Source organism: Micromonospora sp. IBHARD003 (assembly GCF_056106285.1).
In genome coordinates this window covers 2,650,232-2,672,059 of the sequence record NZ_JBWBBX010000001.1, presented here as the reverse complement: position 1 = coordinate 2,672,059, position 21,828 = coordinate 2,650,232, and the positions used below count along the sequence as shown (strand labels likewise).

General features: G+C 67.0%; 24 protein-coding genes. 18 read left to right on the top strand and 6 right to left on the bottom strand.

Annotated elements, in window-relative coordinates:
* The first annotated feature begins 211 nt into the window (after positions 1–211).
* Entirely contained in the window at positions 212–2,044 is a 1,833-nt protein-coding gene (locus ACTWOL_RS11965) for a phage portal protein (RefSeq protein ID WP_474296628.1), read from the top strand.
* 35 nt (positions 2,045–2,079) lie between these two features.
* Here ACTWOL_RS11965 and ACTWOL_RS11960 read toward each other — a convergent pair whose 3' ends face one another.
* Positions 2,080–2,280: a cold-shock protein gene (locus ACTWOL_RS11960; RefSeq protein WP_474301145.1), complete on the bottom strand. Its 201-nt coding sequence runs from the start codon at positions 2,278–2,280 to the stop codon at positions 2,080–2,082.
* A gap of 225 nt (positions 2,281–2,505) precedes the next feature.
* Here ACTWOL_RS11960 and ACTWOL_RS11955 point away from each other — a divergent pair, with 225 nt between their 5' ends.
* The 3 genes from ACTWOL_RS11955 to ACTWOL_RS11945 are packed head-to-tail and all read left to right on the top strand — an operon-like array spanning position 2,506 to position 4,182.
* Positions 2,506–2,745 (top strand): hypothetical protein, encoded by a 240-nt coding sequence (locus tag ACTWOL_RS11955; RefSeq protein ID WP_474296627.1) that lies wholly within the window; start codon positions 2,506–2,508, stop codon positions 2,743–2,745.
* The gene (locus ACTWOL_RS11950) at positions 2,742–2,951 is read left to right on the top strand and encodes a LexA family protein (RefSeq protein WP_474296626.1); all 210 of its coding nucleotides are present in this window, start codon (positions 2,742–2,744) and stop codon (positions 2,949–2,951) included. The genes ACTWOL_RS11955 and ACTWOL_RS11950 overlap by 4 nt, the downstream gene beginning before the upstream one ends.
* Before the next feature lie 46 nt (positions 2,952–2,997).
* Positions 2,998–4,182 carry a cytochrome P450 family protein gene (locus ACTWOL_RS11945; protein WP_474296625.1) on the top strand — a complete coding sequence of 395 codons (1,185 nt, stop codon included), beginning with the start codon at positions 2,998–3,000 and terminating at the stop codon, positions 4,180–4,182.
* A 106-nt stretch (positions 4,183–4,288) separates the two neighbouring features.
* Here the strand turns inward: ACTWOL_RS11945 and ACTWOL_RS11940 are convergent, their stop codons facing one another.
* Together ACTWOL_RS11940 and ACTWOL_RS11935 are read right to left on the bottom strand one after the other, a co-directional pair.
* Positions 4,289–4,975, bottom strand: a complete 687-nt coding sequence (locus ACTWOL_RS11940; protein WP_474296624.1) for a restriction endonuclease — start codon at positions 4,973–4,975, stop codon at positions 4,289–4,291.
* Positions 4,972–5,325 (bottom strand): PadR family transcriptional regulator, encoded by a 354-nt coding sequence (locus tag ACTWOL_RS11935; protein WP_474296623.1) that lies wholly within the window; start codon positions 5,323–5,325, stop codon positions 4,972–4,974. The genes ACTWOL_RS11940 and ACTWOL_RS11935 overlap by 4 nt, the downstream gene beginning before the upstream one ends.
* A 329-nt stretch (positions 5,326–5,654) precedes the next feature.
* On the opposite strand from ACTWOL_RS11935, the gene ACTWOL_RS11930 reads away from it, so the two are divergent.
* The 6 genes from ACTWOL_RS11930 (at position 5,655) to ACTWOL_RS11905 (ending at position 9,479) form a co-directional block, all read left to right on the top strand.
* Positions 5,655–6,332 carry a hypothetical protein gene (locus ACTWOL_RS11930; protein ID WP_474296622.1) on the top strand — a complete coding sequence of 226 codons (678 nt, stop codon included), beginning with the start codon at positions 5,655–5,657 and terminating at the stop codon, positions 6,330–6,332.
* Positions 6,333–6,473: 141 nt separating this feature from the next.
* The gene (locus ACTWOL_RS11925) at positions 6,474–6,872 is read left to right on the top strand and encodes a hypothetical protein (RefSeq protein WP_474296621.1); all 399 of its coding nucleotides are present in this window, start codon (positions 6,474–6,476) and stop codon (positions 6,870–6,872) included.
* A 14-nt stretch (positions 6,873–6,886) separates the two neighbouring features.
* Entirely contained in the window at positions 6,887–7,942 is a 1,056-nt protein-coding gene (locus ACTWOL_RS11920; RefSeq protein WP_474296620.1) for a major capsid protein, read from the top strand.
* Positions 7,942–8,250 carry a hypothetical protein gene (locus tag ACTWOL_RS11915; protein ID WP_474296619.1) on the top strand — a complete coding sequence of 103 codons (309 nt, stop codon included), beginning with the start codon at positions 7,942–7,944 and terminating at the stop codon, positions 8,248–8,250. Before ACTWOL_RS11920 ends, ACTWOL_RS11915 begins: the two co-directional genes overlap by 1 nt.
* 68 nt (positions 8,251–8,318) lie before the next feature.
* Positions 8,319–8,645 carry a hypothetical protein gene (locus ACTWOL_RS11910; RefSeq protein WP_474296618.1) on the top strand — a complete coding sequence of 109 codons (327 nt, stop codon included), beginning with the start codon at positions 8,319–8,321 and terminating at the stop codon, positions 8,643–8,645.
* Positions 8,646–8,651: 6 nt separating this feature from the next.
* Complete coding sequence (locus ACTWOL_RS11905) at positions 8,652–9,479, top strand: hypothetical protein (RefSeq protein WP_474296617.1); 828 nt, start codon at positions 8,652–8,654, stop codon at positions 9,477–9,479.
* Here ACTWOL_RS11905 and ACTWOL_RS11900 read toward each other — a convergent pair.
* The 3 genes from ACTWOL_RS11900 to ACTWOL_RS11890 all read right to left on the bottom strand — a co-directional run bounded on the left by ACTWOL_RS11900 (position 9,476) and on the right by ACTWOL_RS11890 (position 12,229).
* Complete coding sequence (locus tag ACTWOL_RS11900) at positions 9,476–10,033, bottom strand: GNAT family N-acetyltransferase (RefSeq protein WP_474296616.1); 558 nt, start codon at positions 10,031–10,033, stop codon at positions 9,476–9,478. The two genes, ACTWOL_RS11905 and ACTWOL_RS11900, sit on opposite strands and share 4 nt — an antisense overlap.
* Positions 10,030–10,935: a hypothetical protein gene (locus ACTWOL_RS11895; RefSeq protein ID WP_474296614.1), complete on the bottom strand. Its 906-nt coding sequence runs from the start codon at positions 10,933–10,935 to the stop codon at positions 10,030–10,032. The genes ACTWOL_RS11900 and ACTWOL_RS11895 overlap by 4 nt, the downstream gene beginning before the upstream one ends.
* 1,036 nt (positions 10,936–11,971) lie before the next feature.
* Complete coding sequence (locus ACTWOL_RS11890; RefSeq protein WP_474296613.1) at positions 11,972–12,229, bottom strand: hypothetical protein; 258 nt, start codon at positions 12,227–12,229, stop codon at positions 11,972–11,974.
* A 218-nt stretch (positions 12,230–12,447) separates the two neighbouring features.
* On the opposite strand from ACTWOL_RS11890, the gene fxlA reads away from it, so the two are divergent.
* From fxlA to ACTWOL_RS11850, 8 genes are all read left to right on the top strand, one after another.
* Positions 12,448–12,609 (top strand): FxLD family lanthipeptide, encoded by a 162-nt coding sequence (gene fxlA / locus ACTWOL_RS11885; RefSeq protein WP_474296612.1) that lies wholly within the window; start codon positions 12,448–12,450, stop codon positions 12,607–12,609.
* Between the two features lie 92 nt (positions 12,610–12,701).
* Complete coding sequence (locus ACTWOL_RS11880) at positions 12,702–12,872, top strand: FxLD family lanthipeptide (RefSeq protein WP_474296611.1); 171 nt, start codon at positions 12,702–12,704, stop codon at positions 12,870–12,872.
* Between the two features lie 80 nt (positions 12,873–12,952).
* Entirely contained in the window at positions 12,953–16,024 is a 3,072-nt protein-coding gene (locus ACTWOL_RS11875) for a lantibiotic dehydratase (RefSeq protein WP_474296610.1), read from the top strand.
* Positions 16,021–17,301 (top strand): lanthionine synthetase C family protein, encoded by a 1,281-nt coding sequence (locus tag ACTWOL_RS11870; protein WP_474296608.1) that lies wholly within the window; start codon positions 16,021–16,023, stop codon positions 17,299–17,301. Before ACTWOL_RS11875 ends, ACTWOL_RS11870 begins: the two co-directional genes overlap by 4 nt.
* A 15-nt stretch (positions 17,302–17,316) precedes the next feature.
* Positions 17,317–19,398, top strand: a complete 2,082-nt coding sequence (gene fxlM, locus ACTWOL_RS11865) for a methyltransferase, FxLD system (RefSeq protein WP_474296607.1) — start codon at positions 17,317–17,319, stop codon at positions 19,396–19,398.
* Positions 19,399–19,579: 181 nt separating this feature from the next.
* Complete coding sequence (locus ACTWOL_RS11860) at positions 19,580–20,608, top strand: hypothetical protein (RefSeq protein WP_474296606.1); 1,029 nt, start codon at positions 19,580–19,582, stop codon at positions 20,606–20,608.
* A 52-nt stretch (positions 20,609–20,660) separates the two neighbouring features.
* A complete protein-coding gene (locus ACTWOL_RS11855) occupies positions 20,661–21,092 on the top strand; it encodes a DUF6093 family protein (RefSeq protein ID WP_474296605.1) in 432 nt (143 codons plus the stop codon).
* A gap of 282 nt (positions 21,093–21,374) precedes the next feature.
* A complete protein-coding gene (locus ACTWOL_RS11850) occupies positions 21,375–21,779 on the top strand; it encodes a hypothetical protein (RefSeq protein WP_474296604.1) in 405 nt (134 codons plus the stop codon).
* Positions 21,780–21,828 lie beyond the last annotated feature (49 nt).

Here is a 21,828-nt window from a genome sequence, read left to right as displayed (position 1 = left end):
GCCCGATGAGGAAACTGCCCTGCTCCTGCCGTCGGATCAGCGAGTCATGTGACGCGGTGGCACCCGATCGTGCAGCAGACCCCTCCGGGTATGCCCGGCTACGACGAGGCCGTGCCTGAGGCGGCTGGGAAGTGACGTGAAAGCCCCAGGGTTGTGCATCGGCCGCATAGGCTGTTCCTGCGGCGTGGGGCCGACTGCCTGGAGGGGCGCCGTGGGCCTGCGCGAGCTGATCACTGACGTCTGGAGCTGGCTGGACTACAAGCCAGTCATGGCCGACCCGCGCCGACCGGGCCGCAACGCTTGGGCGGAGCTGACCTCATCCTGGATGCCAGACGAGGACCTGCGGCGCCTGTCCGCCTACCGGCTGCTGGCGGCGTACGACGCCAATCAAGCAGGTCAGGTCGCCGCGATCACCGGTGACGACTCAGCCGGCGAAGAGCGGCGCGAGCTTGGCGATTCCAGCAAGCTCGTCGACACCGCGCTTGGGTATCTGCTCGGCGCGGAGCAGACGATCACCGTGCCCGGCGCGGAACACGCCGACGGCGAGCCCGCGCCGGACCAGACCATGGCGGCCGCCGTACAGGAACGGCTGCGGACATGGGCAGAGAAGGAACTGCTGCCGCTGCGCCTCCAGCAAGCCGAGCGCACCGCAATCCTCCTCGGGGACGCCGTCTACACGCTGGCATGGGAACCAGCCAAGGGACGCGTCATCCTCCGGACTTGGGATCCGGGCCTGTACTTCCCTGAGTGGCCGGACGACAGCGCCCAGGACACAGCCGACTTCCCTTCCCGGGTTCACCTGGCCTGGGAGATACCCGAGGACACTCGACGTGGCACAAAGGCGAGGCTGCGCCGGATCACCTACGAACTGGCGCCGATCGGCCCGGCCACACGCCTCGGACAGGCGAAGGACGGTCGGCCCCTCCGAGAGGCCATGTACGCGGAGGACGGATCGGCTGTGCTCACCCCCGGCGACTCAGTCCATCCCGGCAGCGGTGCAATCACTCGCTCGTACCCGTGGGCGCCGGGCAGACCGTCTGCCTACACCTGCTACCTCACCGACGCCGAATGGGAGCTGGACCAGCTCAAGCACTCGGACCTGCTCTACGAACTCCCTCTACACAAGGCGACTTTCCGTGTTCGCTCGGACGGCGAAGTCCTTGACCGGCTAGACCTTCGGTGCGACTTCATCCCCCTGATCCACATCACCAACAACATCCCCCACTCGGGCGATCATTGGGGAAAACCGACTCTCGCCACCGTCCTTCAGGCCATCGACGAACTGTCCGCCACCGACACCGATTCCTCCGCGGCCAGCGCCACCACCGGCTCACCGATCATCGGCCTCGCTGGCGCGCGCCTGCCCATCGATCGCACCACTGGCCAGCCGCTGCCTGTGAAAGTCGCGGCCGGAACTGTGTGGCAGCTCAGTGACAGCGGTCGCATGGACGTGCTCAACACCTCGGCGCAGCTTGCCGAGCTGCGCGCCCGCGTCGACCATCTCCTCGACCGCATCGCTGCCAACAGCCGCCTCACCGCCGCCGGCCTGGGCACCCTTGACCCGACCGCCTTGCCGTCCGGGTACGCGCTACAGCTCGCACTGAGTCCGCTAGACACACTGGTCGCGTCGATGCGTCTCGCTCGAGCTCACAAGTACGCCGTCCTGCTGCGCATGGTGCAGCGCCTCCACCAGGCCGGGCAGGCGAAGGACTGGCCTCTGGGCGAATCGCTCGTGGCGCGACTGGTGTGGGGACCGCACACCCCGACCGACCGGGCTGCCGTTCTCGACGAGGTAGTCAAGGCGGTCGGCGCCGGGGTCATGTCAGCAGAGACCGGCATACGAATGCTCCAGGACGCCGGATACCCCATCGAAGACGCGCAGAAAGAGATCACGCTGATTCAAGCCCGCGCCTTCGACGCGGCCTCCCGCTTGGCTGATGCCACCGGCGACAACGCCGCTGTACGCGCGTACCTCGGGCTTCCCCCAGCGGACCCCGAATTGCCCGAAGCTCCGCTGATTCCCGCCAGTGAGCACGGTGCTTGACGGGCGCCGGACAATGATCCGGCCCCGTGTGCCGGCTAACGCTTCGTGACGTTTTCTGCCTGGGGACCCTTGGGCCCTTGGGTCACGTCGTACTCGACCAGGTCGTCTTCGTGTAGCTCCTTAAAGCCGGTGGTCTGGATGGCGGAGAAGTGAACGAACACATCCGGGCCGCCGGCGTCCTGCGTGATGAAGCCGAAGCCCTTTTCCGCGTTGAACCACTTAATTAACCTTGCCAGTCGCCATGCTGCTCTCCTCCAGGGTTGGTCGGCGACACCGTACCGCCCCTGAGTAGCCCGTACGGCGAATGGCGCAGGATCACCTTCGCCACGATCCCTTCCGTCCAGAGCCCTGTCGCCTCCCCGCCGCAGGCTCGGTTCGGTGACCAGGGCAGCCTGTTCAGTGAGCACCGCATGGGGATGGTCGGCGTGCGAAGCAAATCGAACACGTGGTCTAATTTGGCCATGGCGCGAAACCTCTTCCCCGAAAATCTGCTCCAGGCCCAGACCGGCTGGATCCGCACGTATGAGGCCCTCGCCCAGCTGCCCGCCCAGGCCAGCAGCACGACGCTCCGGCGTCGCTTGATCATGCTCTCGTCCCAGCTAGCCGCCGACGAATCCCACTTCAGACTGGGCAGGTCGACGGCGGCTGCACCCGAGCTCCGCCGTCAGGCGCGCGGACTCATGCGAACGGGCAAGACGTGAACGAGATCACCGACCGCCAGGCTCAGATCCTGCGCGTGATTCGTGAGTGGATCGTCGATCACGGCGAGGGTCCCACGATCCGAGAGATCGGGCAGCAGGTCGGTCTTTCCAGCCCGAGCTCGGTCGAGTACCAGCTGAGACGGCTCGAACAGGTGGGTGCGGTCAGCCGCAGCGGACGAGGCTGGCGGACCATCCGGCTCGGCTGAGGGGTGACCGGATGAGGTTGAGGATGATCAGCCTAGGCTAGCGATCATGGCTACCGAGATCCCTGATCTGAGCACGCTGGTTGCTGACCCTCATGCCACTTACGCTCGTCTACGGGAAGCCGGGCCAGTGCACCGGATCACCGGGCCAGACGGGGTGCCCGTATGGGTGGTCACCAGCTATGCGGACGCAAGGCGCCTGCTGGCTGACCCGCGGCTGTCCTTGGACAAAGTGCATCGGGCTCCCGGCAACTACCGCGGATTCTCGCTGCCCCCGGCGCTCGACGCTAACTTGCTGAATATGGACCCGCCCGACCACACCCGCATCAGGCGGCTGGTCACCAAGGCCTTCACACCCGGCCGCGTGGAGCAGATGCGCTCTGGGATCCAAGCTCTGGCCGATCAGCTGCTGGACGATGTGGCAGGCCGGGGGCACGCCGACCTCGTCGCGGAGTTCGCCGCGCCGCTGCCGATCACCGTCATCTGCGACTTGCTGGGTGTGCCGCATCACTCCCGTCGGGACTTTCGGGCCTGGACCGATGCGTTGGTCGCCCCGGATCCCGAGAACCCCGGCGCGTCGAAGCATGCTGTGCCCGCGATGCTGGCGTACTTCACCCAACTCATCGCCGAAAAGTGCCGTACGCCTGGCAACGACCTGCTGACGGATCTGATCAACGTGCGCGACGAGGGTGACAAGCTCAGCGAGGACGAGCTGACGTCACTCGCGTTCCTCATGTTGTTCGCCGGTTACGAGAACACGGTGCAACTCATCGGCACCGCTGTGCTGGCGCTTCTGGACCACCCGGAGCAACTGGCCGCGCTTCGCGACGACCCGGCCAAGGTCGAAGGCGCAGTGGAGGAGTTCGCCCGCTACGACGGCCCGGCGCTCCTCGCGATCCGCCGTTTCCCCATCGAAGACGTGGAGATCGGCGGGGTGACGATCCCGGCCGGGGAGACGGTGATGTTGTCGCTGGCCTCCGCCAACCGCGACCCTGACCGTTTCCCCGACCCTGACCGTCTGGATGTCGACAGGCGGGACGGTGGCCACCTGGCCCTGGGGCACGGCATCCACTACTGCGTGGGCGCCCCTCTGGCACGGCTGGAAACACAAATCGCAGTGACCACGCTGCTCCGGCGCTTCCCGGACCTAGAACTGGACGCGCCGCGTGATGAGCTGCGTTGGCGGCCATCCATGCGTGCCAGGGGGCTGTTCGCGCTGCCGGTGCGGTTCTGACCATGAGCGCCGGCCATCCATCCGAGGCGATCGGCGGCTGGGCGCTCATTTGCAACCCAATAGGCCGGCCTGAGCAACACCAGTGTTGCTCAGGCCGCGCCGTTCGTCAGCGCCTTCGCTCGCGAAGAATCTCGCTCAGGGATCGCCTGCCGTTGAACCACTGTTGGAACGTATGTCCGTCGATGGTGTGGATCCGGTGAGCCTTCGCGAAGTCACGTGTCGGCGGCGAGAAGGACCCGTTGGTGACAACAACGAGCTCGTCAATCTCCGAGCTAAGTTGGTGACTTGCAACTTGCTGAAGCACCTGCGACGCGACACGTCGCCGACCGCTGAAGTTCTTGCACTGGAAGCCTACGGTCCGGCCGTCCGGCGCGATGGCGACAACATCGATACCCATATCCCCCGGTCCACCGACGAGTCGCAGCTTCTTGAATCCGTCGCGGAGAATCAGAGTCACAGCCATCTCTTCGAACTGCAGACCGCTGAGAGACTCCACTGGCCAAGGGGACGAGGAGACGGCGCTTCGGTCCCGTGCTCCGTGCTGCCGATAGATGCCCCGCAAGCTGACGGTCGAACGGATGACTAGCCACGACGCGAAGGTGAGCTTGAGGAGCTTGCCGGGTCTTTCCTGAAGCAGCGCCAGCCACTCCTCCTCAAATCGCTCGGCGTTGCCCTCGCCCGGGATGCGCCGCGCGCCCCATTTCAGCAGCCTTTCGGCGAGGTATGAGGAGACATCGCACGCCTCGTTGACGATCAAGCCGAGGATGATCGCCAGAACCGTCTCGAGGATCATCGGGCCGCCTCCCAGCGGATGGTGAAGCCGAAGGCAGGTCGATTTTGCTGCCCACCTGCGGGAGTTGGCAGCTTTCCGCGCCGCTCAAGCACAACGGTTCGCGCGGCAGTCATACCGTCGGGTGTCAGCGTGTAGAAGCGTCGGCGTGGACGGCCGGGTTCGGGATGCTCCAACTCCCAGTGACTTGCCAGCCAGCCTGCTTCTTCCATTCGAGCCAGGATCGGATAGATGCTGCCAGTCGGCCTGCCGGCAGCCTGCGCAACAGCGAAGCCATGCAGACCCTCCCGAACCCCTAGAAACGCTTCCAGCACGTCTAGCGTTGCCGACGTGATGCGGAACGGAGTTTTCATGACGCTAACTCTACATATGTAGAGCGGAGTGGTCAACGAGTTCTCTCCTGGTGGCTGGACCGAACCGTGTTGCCCCAGGCTGGTGTTGGCGGTTGGTCTTCAAACGGTGGTCAAGATCGCCCTGTTGTTGAACAGGTCCGGTATCCCGCCAGTTTTCTTCACTCCGTGGGGTGTGGACGGCAGGAATGGCGCTCGCCTGAGGAAGCCCGATGGCCAGAGCGGTCAAGTGGTCGACTGGGGCATAACTGCATTTGGAAACGCCCCATTGCGATCCCTAGCTAGACTGATCTTCGGCGCGGGGGCGTTGGAGACTACTGGATGGTTCACGCATGACGCGCCGCTCGCTTCCCTCGCCGCTCGCGCCAATCGGCCACCGTGCCGACAACCGCCCGATCTACCCGATCCTCGGCGCCTCGCCGGAGGACCCCGCGAACGACGACGGTCCACCCCAGGGTGGTGGTGTGTCCCAGGAGGACCTGTCGCGGCTGCTGGCCCGGGAAAAGACGCAGGGCGGCCGGGCCGCCGTGAAGAAGCTCCTGGGTGATCTGGGCTTCGACAACTCTGAGGCGTTGTCAGAGTTCATCACCACGAAGCGCGAGGCGGATCAGGCCGCACTGTCCGAGGCCGAGCGCCGCGAGCAGGCTGCCGCTGAGAAGGAGCAGCAGGCAGAGCAGCGTCTCGCCGAAGCCGTCGCGCGAGAACGCGCCGCGGTACGCCGCGCCGCGCTCTCCGGGCTCGGCGCGAGTGGCGAGGACCTGGCCGACGCTGCGGTCCTCCTCGATCGAGCACTGGCCGACCAGCCCGACGCTGACGAGGGGGCAGTGACAGCGGCCGCTGAGCAGCTGAAGGAGCGCCGCCCCCAGATGTTCGGTCAGGCGCGGGAAACTGCGCCGCCCGCGCCGGGAGGCTCGCCCGCTGGCGGCCCGCCCGCACGGGGCAGCCAGCCGTCGAAGCCAGGTTCTGCCGGACTCGACATGGCCAGGCAGCGCGGCTACATCACCACCTGACCAAGGCTTCATTCCCACCGGCGGGACAAGGCCGGACCTGGGGACCACGCCCCTCCCAACTCCGTGGACGGCGCCATCGATTGGTGAGCGCGCGGATACCGCCATCGCGTCCCTGGGAGGGGCTTCACCATGCTTCAGCCGATGACGACGCAGCGAAGCGTCACGGCGAACATCGAGTGGCTCGGCGGCCGACACGGCACCGACGACACCGACACCATCACCCTCGACATCGCCAAGTTCACGTCCGGCGTGCACTACACGCCGTCCACCGACACCAGCCAGCCCTACAGCCTCTTCAAGTCCGGCGTACCGGTCGGGAAGATCACCGCCTCCGGCCTGTACGGGCCGTTCGACAAGGCCGCGGCCGACGGCCGCCAGGTCCTCGCCGGCTTCGTCATGGCCGAGACGCTGTTCTCGCCGACCGCGGCGAAAGTTCCCGCCGCGTTGCTGTGGCACGGCACCGTCCGCGTGACGAAGGTCCCTGGAGGCTTCAACCCTGCCGACGTGACGACCACCAACGCTCAGATCCGGTACGTGTAAGGAGCCGTTGAACCATGTCTCTTCAGGACCTGATCAAGGACGCCACCACCCGCGACCTGACGGTGTTCGCCCGGACTGTGCCGACACCGGACGAGTGGACGCTCACCACAGGCGACAGCCCAGTCTTCCCGGCTCTGAAGCGCCAGAGCACCTTGTGGGAAATCACGGACTCCGGCCGCTACGTGAACGCGGCGAAGTTCCGGGCGTACGATGCCTCGGCTCCGCTGGCGACCCGAGAGGCGTGGGAGACCACACGCAAGGGCGGTCTGCCCGTCATCTCGCAGAAGCTCACCGTGAGCGAGCAGGAGATCATCCTCGACGAGATGCAGCGCGGCGCTGACGCCGAGCGCCTCGTGAAGAACCTCTACAACGACACCGAGCGGCACGTCGAGGCGACCAAGGGCCGTATCGAGCTGGCCGCAGCCGATGTTCTGCTCGACGGAAAGCTCACCGTCAACGAGAACAACTTCATCACCGAAGTCGACTTCAGCGTGCCAGCCGAAAACATGCCGACGGCGCCGAAGTTGTGGTCTGACCCGACGGCGGACGCAATCCGTGACGAGTTGGGGTGGCTCCAGTACCTGGAGGACATCGGCTCGCCGAGCCCCGAGTTCGCTCTCACCTCACGCCGCGTCGTGAACACGTGGGCAGCCAACAATGCCTACCGCGCGGCCTTCCACCGGTCGGTGAACCCGTCTACCACGCCGACCGCCTCGCTTACCCCTGACCAGGTCAACTCGGTGCGAATCGAGTACGGCCTGCCGCCGGTCCGCATCTACAAGGGGCAGGTGCGCGTCGATGGCGTGTGGACCAAGCCGATCCCTGACGACCGGTACATCTACGTTCCGCCGCAGCGCCAGAAGTGGGCGAACGTGCAGTGGGGACTCAATGCTGACTCGATCGTCCTGTCGTCGGGGAAGAACCCGGAGATCGAGCGGGAGGAAGCCCCGGGCATTGTCGTCACCCGAGACGTCGATGCTGACCCGATCCGTATCTGGACCAAGGTCAACGCTTCCGCGATGCCCGTCATGCACGACCCGCGGGCTCACCTCGTGGCGAAGGTGCTGTGATGGGCCGCCGACTGCGCACCGCGGTGCACCTCATCCACCCGACGAGGCACGAGCCGGTGATCCTCCAGCCCGGAGACGAGCCGGACGAGGCCGTCGCCGAACTGATCACCCATCCCGACGCATGGGAGGTGGATACTCCGACGCTCGATGACCCGAGCCTGCGGGATGAGGATCCAGAGACGGTGACGCTCGATGATCCCAGTCTCGCCGGCGAGCAGCCGGAGATCGCGACCATCGAGGAAGCTGGCCCGGAGCCGGCGCGCCCCGGCACTGGGCGGCGGCAGAAGACCGTCGAGAGCGAAGCCTGACCCTGCTTCCCGCCCGCCCGTGCCCTCGTCGACGCGCGGGCGGGGAACTCGCATCCAGCGGAGCGCACATGGACCCGATCCACCTGGCCTGGCTGCGCGCGCAGCTCGGCACCGCCACAGACGAGCAGGACCTTGTCGCCAGATACACCCGTCTCGGACGCACCCGCGCCGTCGCTGCCGAAATCCTCGCCGAGCGCCGTGCCAAGCTGCTCGCCGAGCCGCTGCGCATGACAGTCGACGGCGTGGTCACCATCGACCAGAGCAACAACCTCGGCGGACTGGAACGTCAGATCGCAAGCCTCGCTGAACTCGTCGCCCCGGATGACCCGGCGGCAGGACAGGCCAGCGCCGACCTGGTCACCGCGCCGCTTCTGCCGTCCCGACGCACAAGGTAGGCGGCCATGCCGTACGAGTGGCCGCCGCTGGTGCCGGGCGACCCCAACGAAATCGCGCGCAGGGTTGCCGCTGTACTCGAGGACGCATGGCACCGCCTCGAAGCCAAGCAGCTGGAGGTGATCGCCAAGTTCGAGGACAACCCGCGTACGCCCTACACCCTGGCGACGCTAGACGAGTTCAAGCAGGCGATCAGGGACTTCCGACGGCGGGTAGATCAGGAGGCCCGGCAGTTTGTGCACAGGCAGCTCCCTCACCTGTACGAGGAGGGCGGACGAATGGCTGCCGAGACGCTGGGCATGAGATTCACCTGGACCACGTTTCACCGTGACGCCCTCCAGTCGCTTGCGGCAGACTCCTACGCCGACGTCCTGCGCCGCTCCGAGGAAGCCGAGCGGATGGCCAGCCAGTTCTACCGCGCTGCGCGGGAAGCGGTCCGGCGCGAAGTACCGTTGCTGGCCGCAGGCAGCATGACCGCGAAGCAGGCCGCGAAGAACCTCGCCGACCGACTGGCCGCTGCGCACAAGCTGACGTACGTCGTCTATCGGAACAGGGCACGCGTCCCCGTACGGGCCTGGGCCGAGGCCGCGACTTTGGCGAAGTCGGCTGTCGCCTACAACGCCGGCACCCTCAACCGAGCGCGGCAGGCCGGTGTTGGCATGGTCGAGGTCTTTGACGGGTTCGACTGCGGATGGACGTCTCACCAGGACCCCGACAAGGCCAACCGGTCGCTGCGTACCGTCGAGGAGGCAGCGAACTGGCCGATCAGTCACCCGCGCTGTCGCCGCAGCTTCGGGCCGCGGCCGGATGCAAGCATGGCGTCGTCTTCTGACTAGCCTTGCCTGACAGGGCGCAGCATCACGGAGAATACGGGGGAATCGGGGAAGGGCTTCTGGTCACCGAGCTTGCGGTAGCCCCAGGCTTCGTAGACGGCTTGCACAGCACCGTCACCGTTTATCGGGTTCACCAAGAGGGTCACCCGTTCTTCCTGGCGGTGGCTGAGCCATGCTTCGTGCAACTGCCATGCGATGCTGCGGCCCCTCCAGGGTTTGCGCACGACGATCTCGTTGAGGGCGACGGTGCGCTTGCCGGACTCGGTGGTCATCTCCGTCGAGAGCGGGGTGAGCATGTTGTGCCACCACTTCGTGTCTGGCGCCAGGGTAGTTCCGAAGCAGAAGCCGACAGGCTGGTCATCTTCGTAGCCGAGAACCGCGGTCCAGCCGGGGCGGGATGAGTAGGCCGACAACCGCTCGTCGAATCGCTCGACATCGTAGAACGGTCCGGTGAGACCGAAGTCGCGGTGCCTGACCTCGACGTGGATGTCGAGGATGTGCTGCCGGATCTCGGGAAGGTCAGCAGCGACGTAGTGCTTCACATCGACCGTGCTCACAGTTTGTCTCCTTCGGCGAAGCGGTTCTGCCACTCGCTCGTGAATGCTGACCCTGGGGCCACGTGGGTGAGTCCCCGGCTGAACTTCTTCATTAGTACTAGGTGCCGCCCAGACAACGCTGGCTGGCCCCTGTCTGGAAGTAGGGGGAGGGCCGTAGCGACGGCCTGGTCAGCCTCTCCTTGAGCGAGCTGCGCGAGCGCCAGGTTGATGCTGTAGTACGTGCGGTTTCGGCGGAGCTCAGGGCGCAGAAGCGAGAGCGTTTGGTGCAGTCGCGCTTCCGCCTCGGCGTGCTGGCCCAGACGGGCCAGGACGAGGGCTGCCAATCCGTCTAGCTCGGCGCGGTCGTAGAAGGACATCCACGCAGGTCGCTGCTTTGCGACGTCGGCACGTTCGTAGGAGTTCTCTGCCTGGATCAGGGTGCGGTGGGCGGCGGAGCCTTCGCCCATTCCGGCGAGGATTCCGGCCAGGCGCGCACTGGCCAGAGAGCGGAAGAGCGTGTCGTGGCGGCAGATGTACGCTCGCCTGCCTGCTTCGGCGGCTGCTACAGCGTCGTGAATGTGTAGCTGCTGGTAGGAGAGAAGTGCGGCGTGTCCCCACAGCCGCATCTGCATCTCGCTGCTGTCTGCCATGCCAGCGAGCGTCATGGCCTTGTTCAGATGACCGTGGGCACGCTGCGGCTCCTGGGCTTCGACTGCTGCCCACAGCGCCGTACCGGTGAAGGCTGCTGCCAGGTAGTACAGCCTCTTCCGGACCCGGGCGCCGGCTTGACCTACTGCCTGTATGTCGAGAGCGTGTTGTGCGTGAGCCAATGCTCGCGTCTCAAGGCGGATGCCTGCGCCACCCTCGTTGTCGGCCCTCACCAGTTCCGCGAAGTTCCGTTGCAACCTGTCGGCGTCGCTCATGCCGATCCGCGCTGAACCTGTGGACGGGGCCTCGGGGAACAGGGCCGCAGCAGTCAGGGAAGCTGTGGCCTTCGCGAAGGTCCGTCGATGCACTGATTCCTCCGATGGTGCTCGCTCTGTGGCAGCGGTGGGTACAAAGCCCAACTCTTCCGCTGAGACCCCGAATTCTTCTTCGAGAGCGACTCTCTGTCTCGCCTGAGGCCAACGAGTTTTTCCGGTTAACCAGTTCCGGACGTGGCGGTCAGTAAGCGTGCCGGGGCGGCCTGTCAGAGCTTCCAGACGCTTGTTGAGCCGATCGGCCAGCTCAGCCTGCTTCATCCCTAACTTTGCGAGCCGAGCTGCCAGGTGAGGGTTCCCCGTCATGCAGGTCACGGTAGTGGCCGATGCTGGTCCTCAGCACCTACGAAGGTAAAAATTTCCGGTCGCGCGACAGCAATGCCTGATCGGAATTGCCTGTCTGGTCCGGGTGGCTACGCGGTTACCTATGTGACACCTCCTCACGCCCGTCGTGACGAGGGGCTGTCATCGGCGGCTAACGCCTCGCAGGGAGCCCATCAGCTTTGAGGAGCCTTCGATGCCACTCCAAATACAAGGGTCAGCCGTACACAGCCTGCACGGGCGGCGCGTGACGCTTCACGAGGCTCTGGATGAGCTCCTGCTCGGCAGCTTCATTCCCACGGAGTTCGCAGCCCTACCAACCTTAGAAGGACGATGATGTTTGAGGGACACCGCGACCTTCCGCCTCGGATCATTGCAGTTGAGCTCGATACTTCACCCGCGCCGCTTCCCGTCCGAACACCGCAGAAGGCGCGCGCGAGACTGGACGAGAAGCATGAGCTGAGCGTCCGCCCGCCCGACCTCTTCCACGTTCCGCACTGCGCGACGACACTGCTTCGCCTCCAGCGCGTGCTCACTTACGAGGAGGCCGCGCTGTGACTCTCGTCGGTGCCGGGGGCCTCGTCGCGTTTGGGCTCCTCGGGGTCTTCGGGCCGAAGCGGAGGCGCAACCGTTGAGCGTCCATCGGAAGAGGAAGCGTCTACCGCGTATGCGTTTCGGGGTTCGGCACCCGCTCAAGACTCTCCGCCGCAATCACAGCAAGGCGCTTTACCACACCGGCTTCGGTCTCGGTCAGTTCGCCGGCATGGGTGCCGTCTGCCTCGGGGTCGTCGGGTGGCTTGCCTACCAGTACGTGAATCACTTCCGTCCCTAAAACGGCCGTCCCCGTGCAGCTGCCCGCCCGCGTTGCGCGGGGACGGTCATCCAGATCGCCTTCTTCCGAGTTCCAGCAGTCCACCGCGCCTTCTGGAAGTCGGGGCTGGTCTGGAACGTCCTCACAGGCACTGAGTCCGCATCAACTCCTCTCCGCAGGGACCCAACTGGGTCGGCGCGAGAGGTGGCCGGAGCCGTCAGCCGCCCCAAGCAGCCGTCATGGCTGCCGTCCGGCGAGAGGAACCGGCTGCTCAGCAACACCTCGAGTAGATCAAACACTCCACTCGACCAGGAGGAATCGCCATGTATGTCGCTCAACCCTTTTCGGCCATCGCGCCCGGAGACCCGTTCGACCTCGACGTCACCCTGGTCGAGGTCGGAGAGCCTGTCACTGCTCTGGCCAACTCCGACGGAGGGTGCGGGGCCACCTGCGGGACCGGGGCCTGTACCTCCAACGGAGCCTGACTTCGTTCATGCCGGCGGGGCTCCGTCCCGTCTGAGCCGCCCTCGCGGCGGACCAGGAGCGGCTTCGGCCGCGCATTTCAGAAGGAGAACACATGCAACTCCACGCGATTCAGCAGCAGGCCCAGCCCACCTCGGTGACCGGCGGTGACCCGTTCGACCTGGACGTCACCCTGGTCGAGGTCGGCGACCCCGCCGGTCTGGTCAGTCTGACGGACGACGGCTGCGGCGCGACCTGCGGCGCCTGCACCACCAACGTGGCCTGACCCCAGGCGCTCGGAACCCGGGCCGGTGTCTTCGCCCAGTGCGCAGGCACCGGCCGCCCGCCTGGATCACGGAGGTTGTGATGACTTGGAACACTGCGTTCCGCGCCGGGAAGATCGCCCTCCTCCGCGCGGTGGCTCGACCGATACTTCCCGTTTCCCCCTGCCCTGATCTTGATGACCCGTTCCCCCAGTGCGCGGCTGCCCGTCTCGCGTGGCTGCGCGAGGTGTGGTCCGAAGAGGATGTCGCCGACGCGCTGGAGCATGCCAGCCCAATCCTCGCCTCCCAGGTGAGGGTCCTGTGCTCCTCCGGTGCTCCGGCCGACCGGGATGTGCGGCGTGCCGCTGCCTCGGTGGCCCGCTACCTTCTGCGCGCCGAGCAGCGGGCGACGCCCTTCGGCCTGTTCGCTGGCGTCACCTCGGCTGCCATCGGGCCACGGGCAGGGACGACGTGGGGTTCGGACCACAAGGTCATCGCGCGGGCGAACGCGGAGTGGCTGATGGCCGTTGTCGAACGGCTGGAGTCGTGCCCCGAACTGCTGGAGCGCCTTCCGGTGATCCTCAACAACACCGCGCACGTACGTGGCGGACAACTCGTGGTGCCGTACGAGTCCGACACCCACAGCGACCGGCGGCGGGCGGTCGAGGCATCCATGGCCCTGACCGAGCCGGTGCGGGTGATCCTGGACGCAGCCCGCGAACCCATCTGTGTCGGCGTCCTCGCCGACAAGCTGGCTGCGGACTTCCCCGCGGTAGGTCCGGAAAGGGCGCAGCGACTCGTGCGGGGGCTGATCGAGAACCACGTGTTGCTCACCAGCCTCAATGCACCGAGCACCGAGACCGACGCTCTGGACCATCTGCTGGGCCAGCTCGACACCGCCAACGCTGACACGATCGTTCCGATCGCCGACACAGTCCGCGAACTGCGCGCCGTGCAGGCGGACCTGCGCGGTTGCGGCTCCCGGAGCGGCCGGGCCCGTGCCGCGGCGCGGATGCGCGCACTGGTCCCGGGTCTGCGCCGCCACCCCCTCGCGCTCGACTTGCGCTTGGACGCCGCGGTCGAGCTGCCGGAACAGGTCGCCCGCGAGGCCGAACGTGCTGCCGACGTCCTGACCCGGGTCAGCGCCATGCCGTACGGGACCGCAGCATGGAAGGCCTACCAGCGGCGGTTCTACGAGCGGTACGGCATCGGCACGATGGTGCCACTTACCGAAGTCGTAGCCGACAGCGGTGCCGGCTTCCCCGACGGGTATCCGGGCGCCCCCGCTGACGGGCGACGCTCCCGTGTTTCGGTGCGGGACGACACCCTGGTCCGGCTGGCGCAAGCCGCCGTCCTGGACGGGCGCGATGAAGTGGTCCTCACCGACGCATTGATCGCAGCCATGAACCTGGGGCCGGAGCGCCCCAGGGTGCCGCCGCACGTGGAGGTCAGTGTCCGGGTGCATGCTGCCAGTGCCGAGGAACTGCATAGTGGTCGGTTCCGGCTGGAAGTGGCAGGCGTGTCCCGAGGCGTCGGCGTCACCATAGGCCGGTTCCTCAGCGTGCTAGCCCCCGAGGACCGCGAACGGCTGGCAGCAGAGCTCGCAGACCTCCCGGTCGCCGACGCCGGCACCGTCGCTGCTCAGCTGTCTTTCCCGCCGCTACATCCCACCAGCGCCCACGTCACGCGCACTCCGCAGGTCCTGCCCATCGTGATCAGCGTCCAGGAGCATCGCGCCACGAACTGCGACGTGCTCGCCCCGGCCGACCTGGCGGTGGCCTGCGACGGTCGCCGCATGTACCTGGCCGCGCCTGAACGCGGGCAGCGGATCGAGGCTGTGGGGATGCACGCGCTCAACCTCAAGGAGCACACGCCACCGCTGGTCCGGTTCCTCACCGAGTTATCTCGCGCCCAGTGCGCGCAGGTCACCCTGTTCGACTGGGGCGCTGCGAGCGCGATGCCGTTCCTGCCCCGGCTGCGTTACGGCCGTACGGTGCTCGCCCCGGCCCGTTGGCGGCTGGAAGCCGCGGAGCTGCCTGGACGCGACAGCCCGCAAGCTCAGTGGGACACCGCCCTTGAGGACTGGCGGACTCGGCGGCGGATGCCGCAGCGCGTCCACCTGGCCGAGAGCGATCGACGCCTGCTCCTCGACCTTGACCAGGCTGCACACCGAACCCTGCTGCGCCAGCACCTGAACCGAGCCTCCTTGGCGGTCCTGATGGAAGCCCCGGATGCCGACGCCCACGGTTGGTGCGGCGGCCGCGCGCACGAGGTCGTCGTACCGCTCAAGGCAACCAGGCCCCCGGCCTGGCCCGCGCTGCCGCCCCCCACCCCAGCCCGGACCCTCTCCCCGGCACAGATCCAGACGCCCGGCCTCTCCTCGCTTCTCCTAGCCACCCTCTACGGCGACCTGCGCCGACAGGACACCCTCCTCGCCCAGCACATCCCTGACCTGCTGGAACGGCTAGGCGGACCACCCTGGTGGTTCATCCGCTTCCGCGACCCCGACCATCACCTACGGCTGCGCATCGCCCTGCCCGATCCCGACGACTTCGCCGGGACAGCCCGCACCGTCGGCACCTGGGCGAATGAGCTGCGCGCCGCCGGACTGCTGTCGGACGTGCGCTTCCCCACCTCCTACCGCGAGATGGGGCGTTGGGGCTCCGGTCTTGCCTGGGACGCCGCCGAAGAGGTGTTCCGTGCCGACTCACGGGCTGTCGTCGCCCAACTCGCCCAGCGCCAACGTCCGCACCGACGTGCGCTGGTCGCGGCCCACACCATCGCCATCGCCACCACATTCCTCGGCAGCACCGAGGCCGCGATGCGTTGGCTGATCACCCACATCCCCTCCACCGCGCCCGCCCCGGTGCCGCGCCCGCAGTTCACCGAGACCGTACGACTGGCCGACCCGTCCAACGACTGGGCGACGCTGCGCAACGTACCCGGTGGGCAAGCCACCGTGGAGGCGTGGGCCGACAGGGACACAGCCCTCGCCGCCTACCGACTCCACCTCCCCGGCCGGGACACCCACGGCATCCGCTCCGACGATGTCCTGTCCTCGCTGCTGCACGTCCACTTCGTCCGGCACATCGCGGTCGACTTCCCCGAGGAAGAGATCTGCCTCTACCTCACCCGCGCTGCCGCCATGGCCTGGCTGGCCCGGAGGACAGGTTGACCCACCACCTCGCGCTCGCGGTCGCGGTCGCAGACACCGTCGCCGACCTCCTGGCCGACCCCGATACCGCCCCGGTGAGTCCGCGCACCACAACCACCGACCGCCAGCAGCTCGCCTACGGGCCCTTGGGGATCGCGCTGCTGCACGTTGAGCGAGCCGCAGCAGGCCTGGGCCCGTGGCAGCGCGCCCAGGGCTGGCTCACCGCTGCTGCAAGCGGGCCGTTGACCAGCGGACCCGACAGCCACCCCTTCTACGGCGCACCTGCCCTCGCTCACGTCTTGGCCTGTGCTGCCGAACAACTGCCGGACGCCTATCTACGCGCCCGGGACTCCCTGCACCGTCAGATGTCCACCGACGTTCGCCGCCGCCTCGCGACCGCGAACCGGCGTGCCGACTCCGGACGCCTGCTGGACCTCGCCGAGTTCGACGCGATCCGGGGCCTGGTGGGCTACGGCGCCTACTTCCTTCATCACGACCCCGCCGGTGCCGACGTGCGTTCCATCCTGGATTACTGCGTACGTCTAGCAGAGCCGATCGTCCACGAGGGCGAAGTTCTCCCGGGCTGGTGGACATCGACCGGACCCTCCGGTCGACCCGACGGACGCTTTCCGGGTGGGCACGCCAACAGCGGTATGGCTCATGGCATCGGCGGCGTGCTCGCGCTACTGGCCCTCGCCGCGAGACGCGGCATCACCGTCGGTGGCTACCGGGAAGCCCTCCGCAGGATTCTGGCCTGGCTGGATCGCTGGCAGGACAAGACCGGCCCTGGCCTCGCCTGGCCGTACTGGGTCACACGGGATGAGTTGCGCACCGGCCGCCCTGCTCCCTCGGCGCCGCGGCGACCTTCCTGGTGCTATGGCACAGCCGGCATGGCCCGAGCGCGGCAACTCGCCGCGCTCGCACTGGGCGATGCTGACAAGCAGGTTGAGGCGGAGGCTGCGCTTGTCGCCGCTCTCACGGACTCCGCCCAGCTCAAGGCGACCACGGACAACGGCCTGTGCCACGGGTTCGCCGGCCTCGCCCATGTCGCGGCCCGGACCGCCGACGACGCGCATCCTTCGACGGTGGGTCAGCTCCGCGCGGCGATCCCGTCGCTTCTGAGCACGGCCTGTCCGCCGGGCACCGACGCGGAAGAGGTGGCGAGAACGATCATTCAGGACGAGAAAGCTGGGCCCGGGTTCCTGGATGGTGCCTCCGGTGTGGCCCTGGCACTCCTGGCTCCTGCCAACACCACTTCGCCCATATCCGCCTGGGATTCCTGCCTGCTCATCGCCTGATCAAAGGACCCCGCTATGCCCCTGGACAGCTGGCATCAGCACAACATCACCTTCACCGACCGCGAGACCGGCAAGCGCGCCATCACCGAACGCCTTGGCCCCACCCTGCTTGCGGCCGAAGAGCAGGGACAGCTCGAAGGCTGGTGGTTCATGAACAAGCAGCCGTGGCCACTGCGGTATCGGGCGGCCGGGCCGTCCCCATTAGTTGAGTCACTGCTGAGCGACCTCGTAGATGACGGCACGGTCAAGTCGTGGCTGCCTGGCACCTACGAGCCGGAGACCACTGCTTTCGGCGGGAGAGGGGCCATGGACACCGCCCACGACCTGTTCCACGAGGACAGTCGTCACCTGCTCACCTACCAGCCTGGCACCGGGCGGTTGGGCCGCCGGGAGACCGCCGTCCTTCTGATCAGCGCCATGATGCGGGCTGGCAATGTGGACTGGTTCGAGCAGGGCGACGTGTGGGCGAAAGCCGCCGCGTTCCGACCGGTGACCGAAGCCCTTGCTCCGGAGCGAGCGGCCGCCTTGGTCTCGGCGATGCAGAAGCTGATGACTGTCGACACTCGCAGCTTGTGCCGTCCGACCGGCCCGCTCGGGGAGCAGGCCGAGTGGGTGGCCGCCTTCGAGAGGGCCGGTACGACGCTCGCTTACCTCGCCGCCGGGGGTGGGCTCGCCCGCGGCCTGCGAGCTGTCATTGCCCATCACGTGATCTTCCACGCCAACCGCGCAGGTCTTCCGTCGGACGACCAAAGCGTCCTGTTCAACATCGCACGAGAGGCAGTCATGGGATCGAGTGAGAACACCGCGTCGTCCACCGAGGGCACGCCCGAGACCACTAGCGTCAGGACGGTGAACAGCGACACGATCACCACTTCCGAGGCCGACGCCGCGCGGCTCCGCAACGCCCTGGTCGACAAGATCCGCGAATCCGGATACGCCCGCACGCCCGCGATCGAGACCGCCCTGCGCACCGTGCCGCGCCACGTGTTCGTGCCCAATGCCGCGCTCGAAGACGCCTACGCCAATGTGCCGGTCAACATCAAGTACGACACCGACGGCACGTCGATCTCCTGCGCCTCACAGCCGGGAGTTGTCGCCCTTATGCTGGACCAACTGGACGCCCAGCCAAGCGAGCGCATCCTCGAACTCGGCGCAGGCACCGGCTACAACGCCGCTCTGCTCGCCCACCTCGTCGGCGCGAGTGGCCGCGTCACGACCATCGACGTCGACGAAGACCTGGTGGAAGGAGCCCGCGCGCACCTGGCCACCGCAGGATTTACCAACGTGAAGGCGCTGACCCGCGATGGCGCGGAAGGGCACCCCGAGGGAGCCCCGTACGACCGGATCATCGCCACCGTCGGCGCGCACGGCGTCCCGCACGCCTGGATGCAGCAACTCGCCCCCGACGGACGGCTCGTCGTACCCCAGCGCCTCAAGGGCAGCGTGTCCCGCTCGATCGCCTACGAGCAGCGCGACGGCCGCTGGACCAGCGTCAGCAGCAAGATGAACACCTTCATGCCGCTACGGCGCGGCATCGCCGACGACGACCGCCGCGTCATCCCCCTCAGCACGGACGGCTCCGTACGACTCCAGGCTCCCGCGGGGCAGCCCATCGACGCAGACGCCCTGGCCGGAGTGCTGGAGCAGCCGCGCACCGAGGAGTGGACCGGGATGATGGTCCGCGCCATGGAGTCGCCGGAATGGATGGAGCTGTTCGTCTCCTGCTCGCTGCCAAGCGGCCTGATCCGGATGCTGTTCCCGAAGGACGCCAAGGGGACCGTCCTTACGGACGACCCCTACCCGTCGTGCACCGCGGCCGTGGACAAGGGCACCATCACCTACCTCGCACGACGACTGTCGGACCAGAAGACCCCCGAGGGCGCCAACCTCTGGGAGTTCGGCGTCATCGGCCACGGCCCCGGCAGTGACGAGCTGACCGCGCGGGTCGCTGAGACGATCCGTACCTGGGACCGGGAGTACCGCGACTGTGAGGCAAGGTTCGAGATCCAGGACCTGAACGCCCCGCCGATCGAGCAGACTCCTGGTCTCTTCGCTCTCGAAACACCGCTGAACCGCATCGTCGTCGACTGGCGGTGACGCCAGCCGGGAAGTGAAGGCGGCGGTGCCCGGTGCGTGATCAACGGCACCGCCGACTCCTCCTCGCTCCAGCCAGTATCCGTCGCCCCCAAGGGGACACATGAACCCGCACGGCCCGATAGCACGGCGTTTCCCTCTCGTTGCCCGTTTCCGGCCCGCTTGCCCGCCGGTGCCCGTCCGGGTGCGAGCCCTGGCAGAACTGGCCGACAGGGCGGTGGATCAGGATGAACAAGGTCTGGCTTCCGCCGTGTTCAACCAGGCTGCGCTCCTCGCATCCGACCTTGGGCTTCCCGACCTGGCCCGGTCGATGTGCTACCGGCACGCCAACGCGTACCTTCGCGCTTGCCCGCTGTCCGCCATGAGCGCCATCCGTGGGCTGGAACCCTTGGTCAACCTCGCCCGCTTGCAGATCCGCGCCGGCCAGATCGACGACGGGCGCCAGAGGCTTCTGGACCTGTTCGAGTCCGTCGGCACCGGTAACTCTGCCGTCTTCGACGGCATCACCGTGCCTGCCATCTTGACCGCGACCGCCGAGGACCGGAGTGAGGTCCACTCCTGGCTATGGCGTGTGGTGCTCGCTGACGGCACCCGCACGCTGACGAGCACGGGCCGCTGGCCTGAAGCGTTGGCGCACATCGAGCAGCACCGGGGCGTGGGCAGAAGGATGCTCGACGGACGTCAAGTTGCTGTGATAGCGGCCCTCACGAGAGGCGATAGGGAACGCGCGGCGGCGTTACTCGCCGACACGGCTCCCGGCGACCCTTGGGAGCAGGCTGTCACCGCTTGCCTGGCAGTGCTGTCTCGTTGCGGCGCGGATGACGACAGCGCGGCCGAACTGGTGAACACCTACCTCAGCCGTGAAGCCGAACCGGGGCTGACCGTCTTCGACACTCGACTCGGCCTCACGATCCTGGACGCGGTCGGACCCCAGAACTACGGAGCCCGCACACTCGTTGAAGATGTGATTCGGCGGATCAGGGAATCGCTCAACGGATACGCCGCCCGCGACGTCCTGGCGCACGCGCCGTTCACCATGCTCGCCAATGAGAATGAGGTCCAGGCGTGCAGCGACCTGATCCGGTCCTGCGGCCTGGGAGCAGGAGTTCTCCCAGATGAACTGTCGGGCGATCTCTCAGAAGCTCTCGATCGGAGCGAAACAGTCATCACCCACTCGACCGCCGTCGCAGCTTTGAGGGCGTCGAGCGTGTGAGTACTGCTCGGCAGAGTCCGGGCTGCCAGCGAGCACAACTACGCTTGAGCATATGAGCGTGCCTACTGAAGGGCTGACTCTGGGGGCCGTCAGTGCAATCGTCGAGAAGAAGATCCTCACCAACAAGATCCGCATCTACCGGCCTGGCGAGCTGGTCTTCAACCCGGACACGGGACAGTACGAGCACGGCCCTCCCGTCACCATCTACGAAGGCCCGGGTGCGATCTTCCCCACCGGCGGCCCTTCCGTCGTCCTGCACCTGGCCGGACAGGCGTACGCGGACGACACCCCGTCCAGGTACCGTCTCCTGACTCCACTGTCTGCGCCGGTGGCTTCCCGCGAGGACACCGTGGCCGTCGTCGAGGCTGACGACGCGTCGGCCATCGGCAGAACGTGGCGAGTGATCGACATCGGAGAGACCTCGACCCTGAGCATCGTCCGTACCACCTGGGTGGACCAGAGCACGCAGAAGGCGGGAGTGTGACGTGACCACCCCATCGATCCGGACGAAGTCCGCATGGAGTTGGAAGCCCAGCTCCTTCTGGACACCGTGCGGGTTACTCGGCCGACAGGCACGTCGGCACTCGACCCCGCGACTGCTCCCAAGACCTGTGCCAGAACCCCGTTCTCGTGAACAAAGCCAGGCAGGTCCTTGGCCCGGCCGAGGCATCGACCGTGGAGCTGGTGCGGGGGACGCGGCTGGATGAGATTACGCCGCCGTCCTGAGACGAATCGGAGTATGCGCGAATCGTCCTACGCTCGTTGCATGAAGATCACGGACACGCCGCCTGCTGACATCCAGCAGGTCAGGGTCACGGCGGATGGCAGCAAGGCTTCGATACGGATAGACGGAACCGACTACTCGCGCGTCGTCTCCGGCTACACCATCCACCAACAAGCAGGCATGGCAGCGGACTTGGTTATCCAGTTTGCGCAGGGCAAGACGAGCCCTGACTTCGATGGCCACGCCAGGGTCGCCGTTGGTGTCCCGTACGAGCCGGGACCGGCAGCCGCCTACTTTCTCTCAGCCATCGACCCAGGACTGCTGGAAAAGGCGGCCTTGGCAAGGCCGGACTTCGACGGAGGCTCGCACGGCTTCACTAAGGCTGTGCTGGCGCAACTCCAGCAGTGGGCACGGGGGGAGTTCGACCAAGCCCAGGAGACGGGCTAATGGCATCCCCACGGAACCCACACCCGAACGCGCACCCGTCAGCGGGGGC

What these genes read in the sequence shown, in the direction of transcription:
- ACTWOL_RS11880 (WP_474296611.1), top strand. Translation starts at nt 12,702, where the DNA reads ATGCAACTCCACGCGATTCAGCAGCAGGCCCAGCCCACCTCGGTGACC.
- ACTWOL_RS11945 (WP_474296625.1), top strand. Translation starts at nt 2,998, where the DNA reads ATGGCTACCGAGATCCCTGATCTGAGCACGCTGGTTGCTGACCCTCAT.
- ACTWOL_RS11850 (WP_474296604.1), top strand. Translation starts at nt 21,375, where the DNA reads ATGAAGATCACGGACACGCCGCCTGCTGACATCCAGCAGGTCAGGGTC.
- fxlA (WP_474296612.1), top strand. Translation starts at nt 12,448, where the DNA reads ATGTATGTCGCTCAACCCTTTTCGGCCATCGCGCCCGGAGACCCGTTC.
- ACTWOL_RS11875 (WP_474296610.1), top strand. Translation starts at nt 12,953, where the DNA reads ATGACTTGGAACACTGCGTTCCGCGCCGGGAAGATCGCCCTCCTCCGC.
- ACTWOL_RS11930 (WP_474296622.1), top strand. Translation starts at nt 5,655, where the DNA reads ATGACGCGCCGCTCGCTTCCCTCGCCGCTCGCGCCAATCGGCCACCGT.
- ACTWOL_RS11920 (WP_474296620.1), top strand. Translation starts at nt 6,887, where the DNA reads ATGTCTCTTCAGGACCTGATCAAGGACGCCACCACCCGCGACCTGACG.
- ACTWOL_RS11915 (WP_474296619.1), top strand. Translation starts at nt 7,942, where the DNA reads ATGGGCCGCCGACTGCGCACCGCGGTGCACCTCATCCACCCGACGAGG.
- ACTWOL_RS11905 (WP_474296617.1), top strand. Translation starts at nt 8,652, where the DNA reads ATGCCGTACGAGTGGCCGCCGCTGGTGCCGGGCGACCCCAACGAAATC.
- ACTWOL_RS11925 (WP_474296621.1), top strand. Translation starts at nt 6,474, where the DNA reads ATGACGACGCAGCGAAGCGTCACGGCGAACATCGAGTGGCTCGGCGGC.
- ACTWOL_RS11935 (WP_474296623.1), bottom strand. Translation starts at nt 5,325, where the DNA reads ATGAAAACTCCGTTCCGCATCACGTCGGCAACGCTAGACGTGCTGGAA.
- fxlM (WP_474296607.1), top strand. Translation starts at nt 17,317, where the DNA reads ATGCCCCTGGACAGCTGGCATCAGCACAACATCACCTTCACCGACCGC.
- ACTWOL_RS11895 (WP_474296614.1), bottom strand. Translation starts at nt 10,935, where the DNA reads ATGAGCGACGCCGACAGGTTGCAACGGAACTTCGCGGAACTGGTGAGG.
- ACTWOL_RS11910 (WP_474296618.1), top strand. Translation starts at nt 8,319, where the DNA reads ATGGACCCGATCCACCTGGCCTGGCTGCGCGCGCAGCTCGGCACCGCC.
- ACTWOL_RS11940 (WP_474296624.1), bottom strand. Translation starts at nt 4,975, where the DNA reads ATGATCCTCGAGACGGTTCTGGCGATCATCCTCGGCTTGATCGTCAAC.
- ACTWOL_RS11955 (WP_474296627.1), top strand. Translation starts at nt 2,506, where the DNA reads ATGGCGCGAAACCTCTTCCCCGAAAATCTGCTCCAGGCCCAGACCGGC.
- ACTWOL_RS11855 (WP_474296605.1), top strand. Translation starts at nt 20,661, where the DNA reads ATGAGCGTGCCTACTGAAGGGCTGACTCTGGGGGCCGTCAGTGCAATC.